Origin of the sequence: Chryseobacterium sp. JK1, from assembly GCF_050632815.1 — a bacterium.
Taxonomy (GTDB): Bacteria; Bacteroidota; Bacteroidia; order Flavobacteriales; family Weeksellaceae; genus Chryseobacterium.
The window spans coordinates 1,821,828-1,836,984 of sequence record NZ_JBODRU010000001.1 but is presented as its reverse complement, the minus strand read 5'-3'; the positions used below and the strand labels follow the sequence as shown (position 1 = coordinate 1,836,984).

At 36.3% G+C, this 15,157-nt stretch carries 14 protein-coding genes; 5 read left to right on the top strand and 9 right to left on the bottom strand.

The window, feature by feature from the left end:
• Positions 1-41 precede the first annotated feature (41 nt).
• Both ACQ76T_RS08310 and fsa read right to left on the bottom strand, forming a co-directional pair.
• Complete coding sequence (locus ACQ76T_RS08310) at positions 42-1,034, bottom strand: serine hydrolase domain-containing protein (protein ID WP_431342842.1); 993 nt, start codon at positions 1,032-1,034, stop codon at positions 42-44.
• Positions 1,035-1,181: 147 nt separating this feature from the next.
• Positions 1,182-1,835 (bottom strand): fructose-6-phosphate aldolase, encoded by a 654-nt coding sequence (gene fsa, locus ACQ76T_RS08305; RefSeq protein ID WP_047429579.1) that lies wholly within the window; start codon positions 1,833-1,835, stop codon positions 1,182-1,184.
• A 219-nt stretch (positions 1,836-2,054) separates the two neighbouring features.
• Here fsa and ACQ76T_RS08300 point away from each other — a divergent pair, with 219 nt between their 5' ends.
• On the top strand, positions 2,055-2,543 hold the full coding sequence (locus ACQ76T_RS08300; protein WP_431342841.1) for a YdeI/OmpD-associated family protein: 489 nt from the start codon (positions 2,055-2,057) through the stop codon (positions 2,541-2,543).
• A 348-nt stretch (positions 2,544-2,891) separates the two neighbouring features.
• Here ACQ76T_RS08300 and ACQ76T_RS08295 read toward each other — a convergent pair whose 3' ends face one another.
• Positions 2,892-3,428 carry a tetratricopeptide repeat protein gene (locus ACQ76T_RS08295; RefSeq protein ID WP_431342840.1) on the bottom strand — a complete coding sequence of 179 codons (537 nt, stop codon included), beginning with the start codon at positions 3,426-3,428 and terminating at the stop codon, positions 2,892-2,894.
• 196 nt (positions 3,429-3,624) lie between these two features.
• On the opposite strand from ACQ76T_RS08295, the gene pepE reads away from it, so the two are divergent.
• From pepE to ACQ76T_RS08275, 4 genes are all read left to right on the top strand, one after another.
• Positions 3,625-4,317, top strand: a complete 693-nt coding sequence (gene pepE, locus ACQ76T_RS08290; RefSeq protein ID WP_431342839.1) for a dipeptidase PepE — start codon at positions 3,625-3,627, stop codon at positions 4,315-4,317.
• Positions 4,317-5,183 (top strand): hypothetical protein, encoded by an 867-nt coding sequence (locus tag ACQ76T_RS08285; RefSeq protein WP_431342838.1) that lies wholly within the window; start codon positions 4,317-4,319, stop codon positions 5,181-5,183. The genes pepE and ACQ76T_RS08285 overlap by 1 nt, the downstream gene beginning before the upstream one ends.
• A gap of 110 nt (positions 5,184-5,293) precedes the next feature.
• On the top strand, positions 5,294-6,667 hold the full coding sequence (dacB, locus tag ACQ76T_RS08280; RefSeq protein ID WP_431342837.1) for a D-alanyl-D-alanine carboxypeptidase/D-alanyl-D-alanine endopeptidase: 1,374 nt from the start codon (positions 5,294-5,296) through the stop codon (positions 6,665-6,667).
• 6 nt (positions 6,668-6,673) lie between these two features.
• Positions 6,674-7,840, top strand: a complete 1,167-nt coding sequence (locus ACQ76T_RS08275; protein WP_431342836.1) for a sensor histidine kinase — start codon at positions 6,674-6,676, stop codon at positions 7,838-7,840.
• A 126-nt stretch (positions 7,841-7,966) separates the two neighbouring features.
• Here ACQ76T_RS08275 and ACQ76T_RS08270 read toward each other — a convergent pair whose 3' ends face one another.
• From ACQ76T_RS08270 to ACQ76T_RS08245, 6 genes are all read right to left on the bottom strand, one after another.
• A complete protein-coding gene (locus ACQ76T_RS08270) occupies positions 7,967-9,823 on the bottom strand; it encodes a PDZ domain-containing protein (RefSeq protein ID WP_431342835.1) in 1,857 nt (618 codons plus the stop codon).
• Between the two features lie 86 nt (positions 9,824-9,909).
• A complete protein-coding gene (locus ACQ76T_RS08265; protein ID WP_431342834.1) occupies positions 9,910-11,541 on the bottom strand; it encodes a M1 family metallopeptidase in 1,632 nt (543 codons plus the stop codon).
• A gap of 196 nt (positions 11,542-11,737) precedes the next feature.
• Positions 11,738-12,565, bottom strand: coding sequence for a twin-arginine translocase subunit TatC (gene tatC / locus ACQ76T_RS08260; protein WP_431342833.1), 828 nt, complete (start codon positions 12,563-12,565; stop codon positions 11,738-11,740).
• Positions 12,566-12,787: 222 nt separating this feature from the next.
• On the bottom strand, positions 12,788-13,474 hold the full coding sequence (locus ACQ76T_RS08255) for a type 1 glutamine amidotransferase domain-containing protein (RefSeq protein ID WP_431342832.1): 687 nt from the start codon (positions 13,472-13,474) through the stop codon (positions 12,788-12,790).
• A gap of 100 nt (positions 13,475-13,574) precedes the next feature.
• A complete protein-coding gene (locus ACQ76T_RS08250; protein ID WP_431342831.1) occupies positions 13,575-14,135 on the bottom strand; it encodes a Crp/Fnr family transcriptional regulator in 561 nt (186 codons plus the stop codon).
• 10 nt (positions 14,136-14,145) lie between these two features.
• The gene (locus ACQ76T_RS08245) at positions 14,146-15,105 is read right to left on the bottom strand and encodes a KpsF/GutQ family sugar-phosphate isomerase (protein ID WP_431342830.1); all 960 of its coding nucleotides are present in this window, start codon (positions 15,103-15,105) and stop codon (positions 14,146-14,148) included.
• Positions 15,106-15,157: the final 52 nt, after the last annotated feature.

Below are 15,157 nucleotides of genomic sequence, written 5' to 3'. Positions count from 1 at the left end.
GGTCTCAAAAGTGTAATTCGTTTACTTTTGAGACCGTTTTTTTATTTAAGGATTTTCTCCCACAGTTCTCTGTGAAACTTCATCATATTGTTGTAAACATTTGGGTTTTCTCCCATTCTGAGAATGATAAGGTTTTGGCTGGGAACAATGTCTAGTATCTGTCCATTTTTTCCCAATGCACAAAACATATCTTGAGGAGCATCAGGAACTAATGACTGATTGAAAGTGGTTTCAAACCCCGGAACTTTTATACTGTTTTTTCCGTTCAGCCACCATAAATAGCCATAGGAAAGGTTAAGATCTTGTGAAGTATTGGTCATCTGCTGAAAATAATCATCATATTGATAGTAGGTTTTTCCATTCAGCTTTCCTTTACTTAAAACAAGCTTCCCGAATTGTAAAAAACTCTCGGCTGTACTTGAGAATACCAAGCCGTTTTCATAAGGAACCCATTTCCCTGAAATTCCTGAACCGGAAAGCTTTTCAGCAGTATATTGATCTATACTTTTACCACTTGCTTTTTCAATTACTTTTGCCAGTTGAGAATAGGCTGAAGTATCATAATACCAGAAACTTCCTGCAGCATTTTTTAAAACAAAACAATCACCGGATTTACATTTTAGATCCTTCTGATAATCAAGCCCGGAGGTCATTGTCAGTAGATTTCTGATTGTTATTTTATTCTCATCTTTCTGATCCATTCCCGTCCATTTTCCTAAATACTTTGATACAGGATCATTGATATTCAGTAAATTTTCCTGTTGAGCGATTCCAATCAAAGTGGCTGTCAAAGATTTTCCTGCAGAAGCCCAATACCAAGTTGAGTTTTTGTCAAAAGGTTGTTTATCAATGATTTTTGTTCCGAAGTATTTTTCATTGATGACTTTTCCATCCTGATAAATAATAAAAGCGCGGCTCTTATTTTCAAGATTGAACTGATTCAGCAAATCAAGTTTTTCCTTTGAAAAAACGATATTTTGGGCCCATCCAAAAACAAAGGAAAATAGTGTGATGAAAAGAATAGTACGTTTCATGATCTTTTATTTTTTTGATTCAAATAAGATCACGGAGTTAAATGAAAAAATGATGATTGATACAAATATGATTCAGAAATCAGGAATGTAAAAATAAAAAGCCCCCGGAACAAAGTTTCGGGGGTGTATCTTAATAAAAGCCGGTTATTATGCTAATTTCTGAGAATCTGCAATAAACTGAGCTAATCCGCTGTCTGTTAATGGGTGCTTCAATAAGCTCAAGATTGGAGGAAGTGGAGATGTAATAACATCAGCACCAATCTTCGCACAGTCGATAATATGCATTGAGTGACGGATAGAAGCTGCTAAAATTTCAGTTTCATACATATAGTTATCGAAAATTAATCTGATTTCCTGGATAAGGTTCAGTCCGTCTGTAGAAATATCATCTAATCTTCCCAAGAACGGAGAAACATAAGTTGCTCCTGCTTTCGCTGCCAAAAGAGCTTGTCCTGGAGAGAAGATAAGAGTACAGTTGGTTCTGATTCCTTTATCGGAAAAATATTTTAAAGCCTTAATTCCGTCTTTGATCATTGGGATTTTTACAACGATGTTAGGATGGATAGCAGCCAGTTCGTCACCTTCTTTGATCATTTCTTCATAAGTAGTAGAAAGTACTTCTGCAGAAATATCTCCATCTACAAGCTCGCAGATCGTTTTGTAGTGGTTTTTGATCGCTTCTGCTCCTTGAATGCCTTCTTTAGCCATTAATGAAGGGTTAGTGGTTACACCATCTAAAATTCCAAGGTCTCTTGCTTCTTTGATTTGCTCTAAATTAGCTGTGTCAATAAAAAATTTCATTGTGATAAATAGATTTATTCTGACAAAGATAGGGAATTAATGTAGGAGTTGAAAGCTGAAAAGAGAAAGTTCAACATGGAAAAATTTAAGGGCAGGATGAAGGTAAGAATAGGAGAGATTGTTTTTTTAGGGTATCATCAATTAAAAAAGAAATGTAAACAGATTTAGAATCTAATAAGTAATTTTGTTATCAATTGCGAATCTCTAATTTCAATTTCCATGAAAACAAATTCTTTCAATGCAACGTTAGAAATTATTGGGATCAATCCGTTTGTTTTTGTCCCTAATGAAATTTTAAGCCATATTTTTAGCGATTCAGGCAAAAATAAAAGCCCAATTCCTGTAAGAGGAACGATAAACGGAAAAGAATATCAACAGAATCTAATGAAATATCTAGGGGAATGGAGGTTGTATATCAATTTTACAATGCTTAAAAATTCTCCTCAAAGAATAGGAGAAACCATTGAGGTTACTGTGGAATATGATGCTTCCAACAGAAGTATAACCATTCATCCTCAATTGGAAAAAGCGATCAAGGAAAGTAGTATTGCTGCTGCAAATTTTGAAAATCTTACTCCTTCAAGAAAAAATGAACTGATCCGCTATATTAATAACCTGAAAACAGAGATAAGCATCCAACGGAATATTGAGAAGATCATCCGTCACCTCCATGGCGAAACAGATTTTTTCGGAAAGAGAATTGATTAATGATAAACTGTTTAAAATCAACGTCTTTGAAAACAAGAGCCACACGATACAATCTTGCAGTAATGAGGTACTTCAGGAATAGGTAGGCTGGATTATTTAAGTTATACGATGTTTAGATTCCTCCGGAATGACAAAGAGTGAAGATACACTAAACATCCTGTAAGTCATTCCGAAGGAATCCAGCCTTCGCAGTTATCCGTTCTACACTACCAACGCTCCCATAGGAATCATTTCGTGTGGTTTTCATAAAGATAAAAACTTCTTGAGAAAGTCTTTTAAAAATGAACTGCCCCCAGAAAGTATTTCACTTTCTGAGGGCAGTTTAACATTTTCGGATTTTATATCCTTTTATGAATTTAATGCTTTACTCAATTTTACAGCATCCTGGTTGCTAGGGTCATATTGTATCGATTTAGCAATATGTTCTTTCGCTTTGGCAGGATCGCTTTGTTGTTCTGCAAAGGCTATATAAAAGTAAGCATATGCCAGATTTTTCTTATTCTGTTCCACTTCTTCAGGCTTTACAGTGGCAATATACTTTTCATACGCCATCTTGGCATTGGCATCGTCTTTAGCAGACTGATAAGCGTAGGCCTGACTGTAATATGACGGAGCCCAGTCCGGTAATAAAGCAGAAATCTTTTTCCATGTATCAATTGCATTAGGCCAGTCTGAAGCTTCCTGATAAGCTGCCGCCAGTTTTGCCAATGATTCGGTATCCTTTGGATTTGCCTCAATTTGTTTTTTAAGACCTTCAATAGAGTTGTCTGCCTGACTTGTTGTAGCTGTAGTAGTACCCGACTGTGTTGTCTGAGCGTTTGCAAAACTTACACCTCCTACAAGTATTAAACCTAAAAATAGATTTTTAATTTTAATCTTAGCCATTTTCATAATCTTATATTTTAAAGTTCTACAATCTAAAATTCAATAATAATTCCAGAAAAGCCCAAATTTTAGAGGTTTTAAGCTTTTTTAGAAAATATTAACGGGTTCACGTATTTTTTTAGTTTAATTTTTGATTCGTTGATCTTTGAGTTTATCTTTGTCATCAATTATTTTTAAATACCTATAATTTTCTCACATGAATATCATATTAGCCTCAACGTCCACTATTTTCGGTGGAGAATATCTGGAATACCTAAGAGAAGAATTGATTCAGCTATATAAAGGAATTGACGAAATCGTATTTATTCCCTTTGCCAGACCTGGTGGTATTTCTCATGATGAATATACAGCCAAGGCACGTTCTTTTTTTGAAACCATCAATATCAAAGTAAAAGGACTTCATGAATTTCAGGATAAAGCGGAAGCAATACAGCAGGCAAAAGGGTATTTTACAGGAGGTGGAAATACATTCTTATTGGTAAAAACACTTCACGAAGAAGGGCTTATGTCTGTTTTAAAAGATAATATATCTGGCGGAAAAGCTTACCTTGGCTGCAGTGCCGGAAGTAATATCGGAGGACAGAATATGAAAACAACGAATGATATGCCTATTGTATATCCTCCAAGTTTTGACTGTATGGGACTTGTTCCTTTCAATCTCAATCCACATTATCTGGATCCGAATCCGGAGCTGAAGCATAACGGTGAAACCAGAGAAACCCGCATCAAAGAATTTCTTACTCAAAATGATATAAAGGTAGTAGGGTTAAGAGAAGGGAACTGGATCCGAAGAGTTGGCGAAAATATTACCGTGGAAGGAAGTGAACTGACCCGAATCTTTGAAAAAGGCAAGGAACCTTACGAAATAGAATCAGGAAGCTCATTATAATGCATCAGGATGATATTGACCTTTTTATAGAACGCAATCTTAAAAATTTTTCTGTAAACAGCACTGGTTGGAATGAAATAATCCGCCAGATGCTGTTTGAACTGGTAATCGGTGGCTGGAATCTTGAAAAAGATGTCTTTGGAAAGGAAAAAAACGGCGAACTGAGGTGTCGCATCTACTCTGAAAATTCGGAACTTAATGCGGTTATGAAAACATTAACCGGTAAGTATATGGCTTTATCTGCTACAGTCTGTGAGATTTGTGGAAGCCAAGGTAAAAAAAGAGAGGAAGATTCAGGGGAAACAACCCTGTGCCTGAATCATTATTTAGAAAGAAAACCTGTTGTAAATATTGATAACAGATTGAATATTAAGGTGAGAAACAAAATCATTCTCAATATTAGGGAAATTGCTAAAGCAGAAATTGATTATGATCTTCAGACCTTATGGTTGTTTAGAAATGAAGAAACTTCTGATAAAATGGATGCCGATTGCTTTTCGTGGCAGCAGCCTAATTATTATCTTCTTTTGAAAACAATTCCTCTTTATTTGTTTCCCGAAGATCAACAGCAGGAAATTTTTGAATTGTTTGAACATCTGGAAAACTGTGAGATCTGCGGAAACCAATCTGTCTACAGAAAATGGTGCCTAAGGTGCCGTCACGAACCGTGGAATGATTCAAAAATCAATCTGGAAGGCTATAAAGATAAGTCCGATTACATAAAATCCTGTCAGATGGATAGATTTCTGGATGAAGATGATTATGAAAAATATGGTAAGCATGATATCTCCTTCGAAAGAGCTAAAGATCATAAGATTCTTTTTAATCATCATGATCTCAGAGAATATGAAAAGCTACATTTTTAACTATCTTTGATAAGTTGTAAAGAATTTTATCTGCTAAAAAAGATGTTAATGCTGTAGAAAATATAAGAAGATAGTTTCTTTAGTAAGGTCAGGAACCCAAATACAATATAATGAAAAAGACACTCGCAGTACTCACGCTGTCTATGCAGATGATCTCTGCTCAGAATATAACTCAGAAACTGGATAAAGCGACCAAAGCTCTTATGGATTCTTCAGGGGCTATCTCTTCAGGATTGTCGTTCTATGTTTCCGATGAAAACGGAAGCCTTATCTACGAATATCAAGGGAATAAAGGTCTTTCCACCGCTTCCACACAGAAAATTTTCACGGCCGGTGCAGCTTTGGAAACTCTCGGTAAAAATTATACTTTTACAACCACTTCAAGTTATTCCGGAAAGATAGCAGGAACTGTTTTAAACGGAAATCTTTTCATTTCTTCCAAAGGAGACCCTACCTTGGGAAGCTGGAGGTATGATGCCTATAAACCGGAAAACTTTAAAAAGAAATTAATAGAGGCCATTAAAAACTCGGGAATTACAAAAATATCCGGTGATCTGGTGATTGATGATTCTTACTTTGACCATCAGACCATTCCCGGAGGATGGCCTTGGGATGATTTGGGGAACTATTACGGAGCGGGAGTCTGGGGAATCAACTGGCGGGAAAATCAGTTTGATATCAATATCAGCGGAACCGATTTCAAAAGTTTTTCCTACCCATTGGAAGGTGTACAATGGCTGAATGATCTTAAAGCAGGAGGAAGTTCAGATCAAAGTCTGATTTTCACAGCACCACATTCCAATGTCGCTCTTATTAATGGGATGCTTCCGGCAGGAAAAACGGTTACTGTTTCTGGTGCTACTCCGAATCCGCCTTTACAACTGGCTGCTGAAGTGAAACAATGGCTGAAGGAATCTGGAATAGAACTTTCCGGAAAAGCAGTGACAAATTCTGAACTGGAAATTGAAGGTAAAAAAGCTATAGAAGCTCCGAAAAATAATATTCTTCTGACGTATGAGTCTCCAACTTTAGATAAAATTATTTATTGGTTTTTAAGAAAAAGTATTAATCTTTATGGAGAAACGCTGATTAAAACTTTAGGAAAAGAGAAAAAAGGAGATCCGAGCTTCAAGAGCGGAGTTGCTTATCTGAAAGAATTCTGGAAATCTAAAGGCATCAACCCAAATATGATCAACTTTGCGGATGGAAGTGGATTGTCGCCTCAGAACTATGTTGCTGCAAAGGCTGAAGTACAGGCTTTATTATATGCTAAAAAACAGTCCTGGTTTGAATCCTACTATGATGGTTTTCCAATGCAGGATAATGGCATGAAAATGAAAAGTGGTACTATGAGAGATACCAAGTCTTTTGCAGGTTACCATACTGCCAAAGATGGTAAAAAATATGTATTTTCGATTATCATTAACAATTATCAGGGAAGCGGAAGTGCAGAGCTGCAGAAAATACTGAATGTTTTAAAATAGAAAAGTTTGAGAAAATCAATAGTCACCAGACTGAATAACTGGATTATCTTTGTTGTGATGACTACTTTGGTAATTGCTATCATTGTAGCTTCAACATCGCTTATTAATTTTCTCAAAAAAGAGGAAATCAAAAGGATAAGTCTGCTTTCCAAGGCAATACGTATACAGCAGGAAGTAAAAACACCGGATACGGATGTTCTTGATCTTCTGCCGGATATTCTGAATATCAACAATACCATTCCGTTTATTGTAACAGATAAATATAAAAACCCTATTCTTGATCTTGGCTATTATCGAAATATTCCGGAAAGCACAATAAAAGATCCGGTAAAGCTTAATGAGCTGATTATCAATATGGAAAAAAACTATAATCCCATAGAGATCAAAGTTCCGGATGGCAATAATCAGTTTGTGTATTATGATAATTCCCGGCTTCTCAATAATTTGCAGTATTCTCCCTATATTTTAGGGCTTTTTATTTTGCTGTATTTTGGTTTTACCTTTTGGTTTTTCCGAACCATCAAAAAGACTGATGAAGGATATCTTTGGGCAGGTTTGGCTAAAGAAACAGCACATCAGATCGGAACTCCGCTGTCTTCTATGATCGGTTGGATAGAGATTATGAAACTGGATAATCCTGAATCTGAAGGCGTGCACGAAATTGAAAAAGATATTGAGCGGTTAAGAACAATTTCTGAAAGATTCTCCAAAATAGGATCTGTTCCTGAACTGAATGATATGAACCTCAATGAAACGATTAAAGAGAATTTTGATTATTTGAAAACCAGAATTTCCAGAAAGGTAGATTTTACCCTGCATCTTCCAACGTATACTCTTTTGGTTCCTCATAATAAGATCCTGATGAGCTGGGTGATTGAAAACCTTGTGAAAAATGCCGTAGATGCCATGAAAGGAGTGGGTGCAATCACGATGTCTGTATTTGAGAGAAATAAAAGTATTCTGATAGAAGTAAAAGATAACGGAAGCGGAATGACAAAACAACAAGCCAGAAACGCCTTCAACCCTGGATATTCTACTAAAAAAAGAGGTTGGGGATTAGGATTGTCTTTGGCAAGAAGAGTAATCCACGAATATCATAATGGTGACATTAAGATTTCCCAGACTGAAGTAGGAAAGGGGAGCACTTTTAGAATAACGATTAAGAAGGAGTAAAAATAGTATTGCTATGCTCATTCAACTGAAGTTAGAAATACCCTATATTGATCTACAGAAACAATAAAGCACGAATATTTTATTCGTGCTTTTTATTATGTAAATAGACTGAAATTGTAGAACAGTCTATTTTTTACCCGTTAGCCATTGGGTTTGCAATTTCAGTTCTTCCGGAGTGGGATTAGCTTTAAATACCGGGGTTTCCATTGTCATTTTATCAAGAATAGCTTTTCCGGTAAGGGTCATTTTTTCTTTTTTACCAGCATTGTCTCTCAAAATCGTAACAGTCACGGTCTGCCCTTCTTTAATCGTCTGGGTGTAGCCAATGAAATCCTGTATTTTTTTAACATCAACTGTTTTTCCATCCAATGCCAATACCTGATCTGTGATTTTAAATCCTATACTTTTTGCGAAAGGAGAAAGTGCTGAGTTTTCATCAAAAGCAAAGGCATTATTTTTTTCGTCAAAACCGGTTTGGTTGGGATCTTTAATAAACCAGAATAAAGGTCTGCTTTCCTGTTTCTGTATATCTATTCCTACCATTTTCAGGTATTCTGCATAAGGAGTCGGCTGATTTCCTGCAATGTATTTGTTATAAAAATCTTTTACCTGAGGATATCCTGTTACAGTTACCAGTTCGTCAATAAGTTTATCATCTTTGAAAGGTTTGTTTTCCCCGAATCTTTGAGATAGCTTTCTGATCATATCACGATATCCCATTTCTCCGTTGGAAAGCTTTCTTAATTCAATATCCAGACACATCGCCAAAAGGGCTCCTTTTTCGTATACATTTCTGTACTGATCTTTGTAAGGCTCCTTCAATACATTTTTACTCATTACCGTAAAAGGCATTGTATCGTTGTAATTCTTGGAATTTGCGATTTTCTCTCCAATTCTTTGAAGGAAATGTTCTTTGTCTATAAGACCTTCCTGCACCTGGAACAGGTTGGCGAAATACTCTGTTCCCCCTTCATACATCCATAAGTGCTGAGACATTTTAGGGTCTGCATAGTCGAAGTAGTGAATTTCTTCAGAATGGGTTTTCAGAGGATTCACGGTATGGAAGAATTCGTGGGAAACCACATCTGTAATGGTATTGTCTATCGCATCTTTTGGCATTGCCTCAGGAAGCACAACACTAGTAGATTCATGATGTTCCAACGCTCCAAATCCTTTGATTTTTGGCCCGTCACCTCCTGCAAGGTAAAGCATGATCGCATACTTCTTATTGGTATTCATATCCCCTAAGAATTTCTTTTGAGCAATCACCATTTTCTCCAGATTATCTTTGAAGTCTGCAGCCTTGTACTTTCCTGTTGGAGAATATACTCCAAGAACCAATTCCATTCCTCCTGCGTTGAAGGTAATGAAGTCAGGCTTTGTATACATTAATGGAGAATCGGTTACTTTAGCATAATTGGCAAGGGTATAGGTATCTGTAGCGTCAGATTTGTCCTGATCTACCAATGCGGTCGTGCCATAAAACCCTGTTGGCTTTTTAATAACCAGCTGATAAGGAACATCCTGCATATTGTCGATATAGCCGATAAATCCGTGGGTATTGATCATATAGACTTTTCCCTCTTCAATATCTGTTCCTGATGGAGAAAATACGGCTTTATGCTTTGAGGTATCCATTTCATCATCAAAACTGTCGTTTACCAGATAGGAAATTTTACTCAGACCCTGCGCATTTTTCAGGGAATATGTATTGTCGTCTACTTTGGTATAGGTAAGTTCTTTGCCTTTATTGTCGTAGAATTTGATCCCTTCTATAAACCTTCCGTAATCATCTTCGGAATAGGTGCCGGGAACTGTTTTAGGAAAATGGAATTTTACATCTCCAGATTTCATCTTTGGAAGTTCCATTGTCACGGCAACCTTGTCGTCTTTTACATTCACAAGGTCTATAGTGGTTTTTATAGATTGTGCATTCGCCAAAAAAGCAACGAAAAGCCCCAAACTTAGTGTTATTTTTCTCATTATGCTTATAAATTGTAATTAATAAATAGTTGCATTTTTTTTCATTATGTTACAAAACCAAGTATTAAACTTTTCTTAAATTTAATTTATTGAACATTTTTATAATTGATATAATAGTTGGGATTAAACTCAACTGCAGTATTTTTCTTAAGGGTTGTGGTCTGCCAGTTTTCAGTAGGAGTAATAGTTTGATTACCATTGATGATCACAGGCAATTTCAGGTTTTTTACAACATCTGTATAGCGGTATTTCAAGGTATTGCCGTTTTGAGAATACTCGAGGGTAGGAATCATAACCGTTCTAAGATACTGCTCAAAAACGGTTGAAAAATCAATCCCTGATTTTAAAGAGATATAATTTTCAATCTGTTGGGTAGTAACCGTCTGATGGTAGAAATCTTTCCCTAATCCTCTTAAAATCTGTCGGAATTTTTCATCATTGTTGATGACCTGTCTTATAGTGTGAAGCATGCTTGCTCCTTTCGGATACATATCTCCGCTTCCTTCATTTCTTACTCCATATTTTCCAATAATGGGCACATCGTTCTGGATTTTTGAGCGAATTCCTATAGCGTACGTATCGGCCGCTTTTTTATCCATATACTTTTCGGTAAACAGAACTTCAGAATACATGGTGAAACTTTCATGAATCCACATGTCAGCCTGATCTTTTGCGGTAATATTATTGGCAAACCACTCATGACCGCTTTCATGAATGATAATATAGTCCCAGTTCAAACCAACTCCTGTTCCTGAAAAATCGGTCCCGCGATAACCGTTTTGGTAGCCGTTTCCATAAGCTACATTACTTTGATGCTCCATTCCCAGATAAGGCGAGTCCACCAGTTTATAGGAATCTTCATAGAAAGGATAAGGCCCGAACCAATATTCGAAAGCGGAAAGCATAGGTTTTACCTGTTGAAACTGTTTCTTAGCCTTTTCCAGATTGTAGTCCAATACCCAGTAATCAAGATCCAGTTTACCTTTTTCTCCATTGAAAGTATCTTTAAAATTAACATATTTCCCAATATTCGGGATAATGGAGTAAGCATTGATCGGGTTTTTTACCTCCCAGGTATAAGTGGTTTTGCTGCCTTCTGTTTTTTTATCAATCAGTCTTCCGTTTCCTACGCCTACAAGATCGTTTGGAGTGATGATTTTCATAATGATCCCGTTATCAGGCTCATCGCTCCATATGTCTTTGGTAGGAAGCCAGATAGAAGCGCCAATTCCTTCATCTGCAACACTCATCCACGGATTTCCGTTATTATCTTTTGTAAAAACCCATCCGCCATCCCAAGGGGCGTTTTTAGCGATTGTTGGTTTTCCGGAATAGGTAATATCTATGGTGTATTTTTCTCCTTTTTTAAACTTTTTATTGGTATTAATAAAGATAAAATCACCGTCCTGTTTATAATTGGCTATAGGAAAATCGGCTGTTACCTGATCTGCTTTCATGGGTTGCTGCAAATCGATCTGGAATACAGGATTGATTGCATCTTTAACAATTTCAAAGCTTATTTTGTTACTGCCTTTTATGCTTTTCTCTTTAAAGTCCGGCTCTACAGAAAGGTTGTATTTCTTTACATCCCAAAAATCCCGGAATGAGGTGTTGGAACCTTTTAAAGTATCCTGTCTGGTGAAAACTTTATCTTTTTCAAAGAACTGACCGAAAGCCAGTCCTGATGCAAATAGAAGGGTATATGATAGCTTTTTCATTTTTAGCTTTATTAATATCTATTCAAAAATATAAAATTAAATTAAATGCAGCGGAGTACATAAAAATTCGATACCTGATGTTCAAAAGACATACCAAAGATTTACGTCCAAAAGTAAGTATTGATCGTGTACAAAAAGAAAACAGACGTACTTTCATCGATGAAAATACGTCTGTTTATTTATAATGAAGCGAAACTTACTTCTGTACTGTCGGAAGATTTCCGTTGCTTTTTTGCACCTTTTTATATGTGAAGGTACACATCATAATACTGAATTCGTATAAGATAAGTAATGGGAATGCTGCCATCATCATACTCAAAACATCTGCAGGAGTAATGATTGCTGCAACCACCATGATTAAAACAATCGCATGGCGACGGTAAGTTTTCATGAAGGTTGGAGTAAGAATTCCTATGCTTGTAAGGAAATAGATCAGAATAGGGAAAAGGAAAATAATGCCCATTCCCAAAACCACCTGTAAAAATAAAGTAGTATAATCACTCAGATCATATAAAGGTACGATGATATCTGAAATTTTGAAAATAACTCCAAAATTAACTGCAAACGGAAGAATTAAAAAATAACCACATAAAACACCAGTCATAAAAAGCATCCACACGGCATTGATGATATAAATAGAATTCTTTCTCTCTTTAGGATGTAATGCAGGACCAATAAAACGCCACAATTCCCATACAATATACGGGAATGCCGCTACCATTCCTCCAAACACAGAAACGGCCATCATCACATTAAACTGCTGATATAACCTCTGTACACGAACCGGGAATTCTTTAGGAAGATGAATGCTGTCTTCTCCTAAAATCATTCTCGAAAAATGGTTAACAACCTTGAACGTAGGGAAATCATTTCTTGTAGGACCAAAAAAGATATGGTCCATAATCCAGTTAATATTGAAACCCACTATAAAAGCAGCAACAACGATAGCAATCATCGAACGGATCAGGTGTCCTCTTAACTCTCCAATATGCCCAAGAAAGGACATGTCTTTATTATTGTCCATATAATAATCTATCAAAATGCCAACCGACTTAGGATAGCAGATTAAGTCTGCGAAATTATGAAATAATAATCAGTATTTATAATTTATTGTTCATGATTTTGTTCAAGTTTACAAAGGGAATATCTGAGATGATTTTAAAAGCTTCATTTGTATCATAAAAGCAAGAGCTGTCAAAAGCTTTCTCAACTTCCGACAGCTCCTGTTTTTGAATGTTGCTATTCTTTATCCTTCAAGAATTTCCAATACTTTTTCTGCAACTTCACCTCCGGACTGAGGATTTTGTCCTGTCACCAAACGGCCGTCGGCAACAGCAAAAGAAACGAAATCCTGTTCCGATTTTACATAATGAGCTCCTCTGCTTTTCAAAACATCTTCTGTAAGGTAAGGGATATGATCGGCCAGTTCCACAGCAATTTCTTCCGAATTTGAAAATCCGGTCACCGTTTTACCTTTGATGAGCAAGTCTCCGTTGGAAAGATGAATATTGAAAAGGCCTACAGCTCCATGACATACCGATGAAACAATTCCTTCATTTTCATAGATCTTACGGGCAATTTCCTGTAATTTTTCATTTTCAGGGAAATCCCAGACTACCCCATGACCTCCAGAATAGTAGATGACACTGTAATTTTCAGGAGTTATATCTTCCGGTTTTAAAGTGTTACCTAATTTCTTTCTGAAATCTTCATCTGCATAATATTTCCAGTCTGCCGGTTGTACAAACATTTGCAAGGAAACCGGATCTAGTGGAGTATAGCCACCTTTGGGGCTTACAAAATCAATATCGTATCCTTTTTCATGCAGTTTTTCATAGAAATGAGCCGCTTCTCCCAGCCATAATCCTGTTGCTCTTTCCATATTAGGATACTTTTCTACACTTGTCACTACAATTAATGCTTTCTTTTTCATTTGTTTTATGATTTAAAAATGATAACACAAAGATGGTGTATATATAAAAGCAACAATAAGGATGTAGGTCAAAAAAAAGATGTGACCTGCGTCACATCTATCAATATAATCTGCTTAATGTTTCTCTTGAAACTCCCAGATAGCTTGCAATAAGCTGTTTGGGAATATGTTCGGTAAAGCCGGGATACTGTTTTACAAAATCTTCATAACGCTCCCTGGCAGTTTTGCTCATTAATGAAAGAATTCTCTGCTGCAAAGCAACATATCCGAAGTTAGATTTTATTCTGAAAAAATGTTCCATTTTCGGCATTTGAGAGCACAGAAGGTTCATATTTTCAAAAGAAATGGAATATACTTCGGCTTCTTCAATACAATCTATAGCCAGCGATGAGTTTTCCTGTTTAAAAAATCCTGCAAAATCTGAGATCCACCAATTGGAGGAAGCAAACTGCAGAATATGTTCTTTCCCGGAAGAATCAATGATACTGCTTTTAACAAAACCTTTCTCTATAAGAAATATTTCATTCACCGGCTGGTTTTCCTGTACGAGAAACTGCCTTTTCCTGAATTTTTTTTTGATGAAAAGCGCCTGTACTGTTTCAAATTCATCCTCACTGAGGCTGACAATTTCCTGTATATGTATTTTCAGAAAATGACTCATTCCGATACCATTAGTTTATTCCCTCGTCAAGTAACTTATGAAGGTCAATGATTCCAAAATACTTTCCGTTTTCGGTAACCACAAGCTGCCCGATATTGTTTTCTTTAAGTATTTTCATGGCTTCTTTTGCTAATGCTTCTTTCTCAATCGTTCGTGGATGGGCAGACATGATGTCTTTTGCTGATACTTTCGTGATATCTTCTCCTTTCATCAGCATTCTTCTCAAATCACCATCTGTAATTACTCCAATGATTTGATTTTCATTTGTGACCACTGTAATTCCGTGTCTTGATGCACTGATGGAAATAATAACATCTCTTACCGGAGCATCTTCAGTAACCTGAGGCTTTTGTGAAGACAGAAACTGCTCTACCTTAGAGGTTAGGTTTTTACCGAGACTTCCTCCCGGATGAAATTTGGCAAAATCATTTGCTTTGAAATCATTAAGTTCCATTAAAGCAACAGCCAATGCATCACCCAATGCCATCTGAAGGGTTGTAGAACTGGTAGGTGCCAATTTATTAGGACAGGCTTCTACTTCTACATGAGTATCTAGAATGACTTCAGAAAATTCAGCCAGTTTGCTGGATCTGTTTCCTGTCATTCCTATTAAAGCAGAGGAATAATCCTTTAGATAAGGAACAAGATTGGCTATTTCAGGGGAATTTCCGGAATTGGAAATGCATAATACCACATCCTGTTTTTGGATCACTCCCAGATCTCCATGGATAGCCTCTGAAGCATGTAAAAACTGAGACGGAGTACCTGTAGAATTAAGAGTTGCTACAATTTTATTGCCTACATGAGCGGATTTTCCTATTCCCACGACGATAAGCTTACCTTTTGCGGAATGAATAATCTCTACTGCCTGGGCAAATTCTTCATCAATTCTGTTTTTTAATTTTTCAAGTTCAGAAATTTCTATTTCTAAAGTGCTTTTAGCAATTGATATAATGTTGGTTCTATCCATTTTATGATGATAAGGTATACAAAAAAGTTCTTAAAAAACGTTATATTTTAAA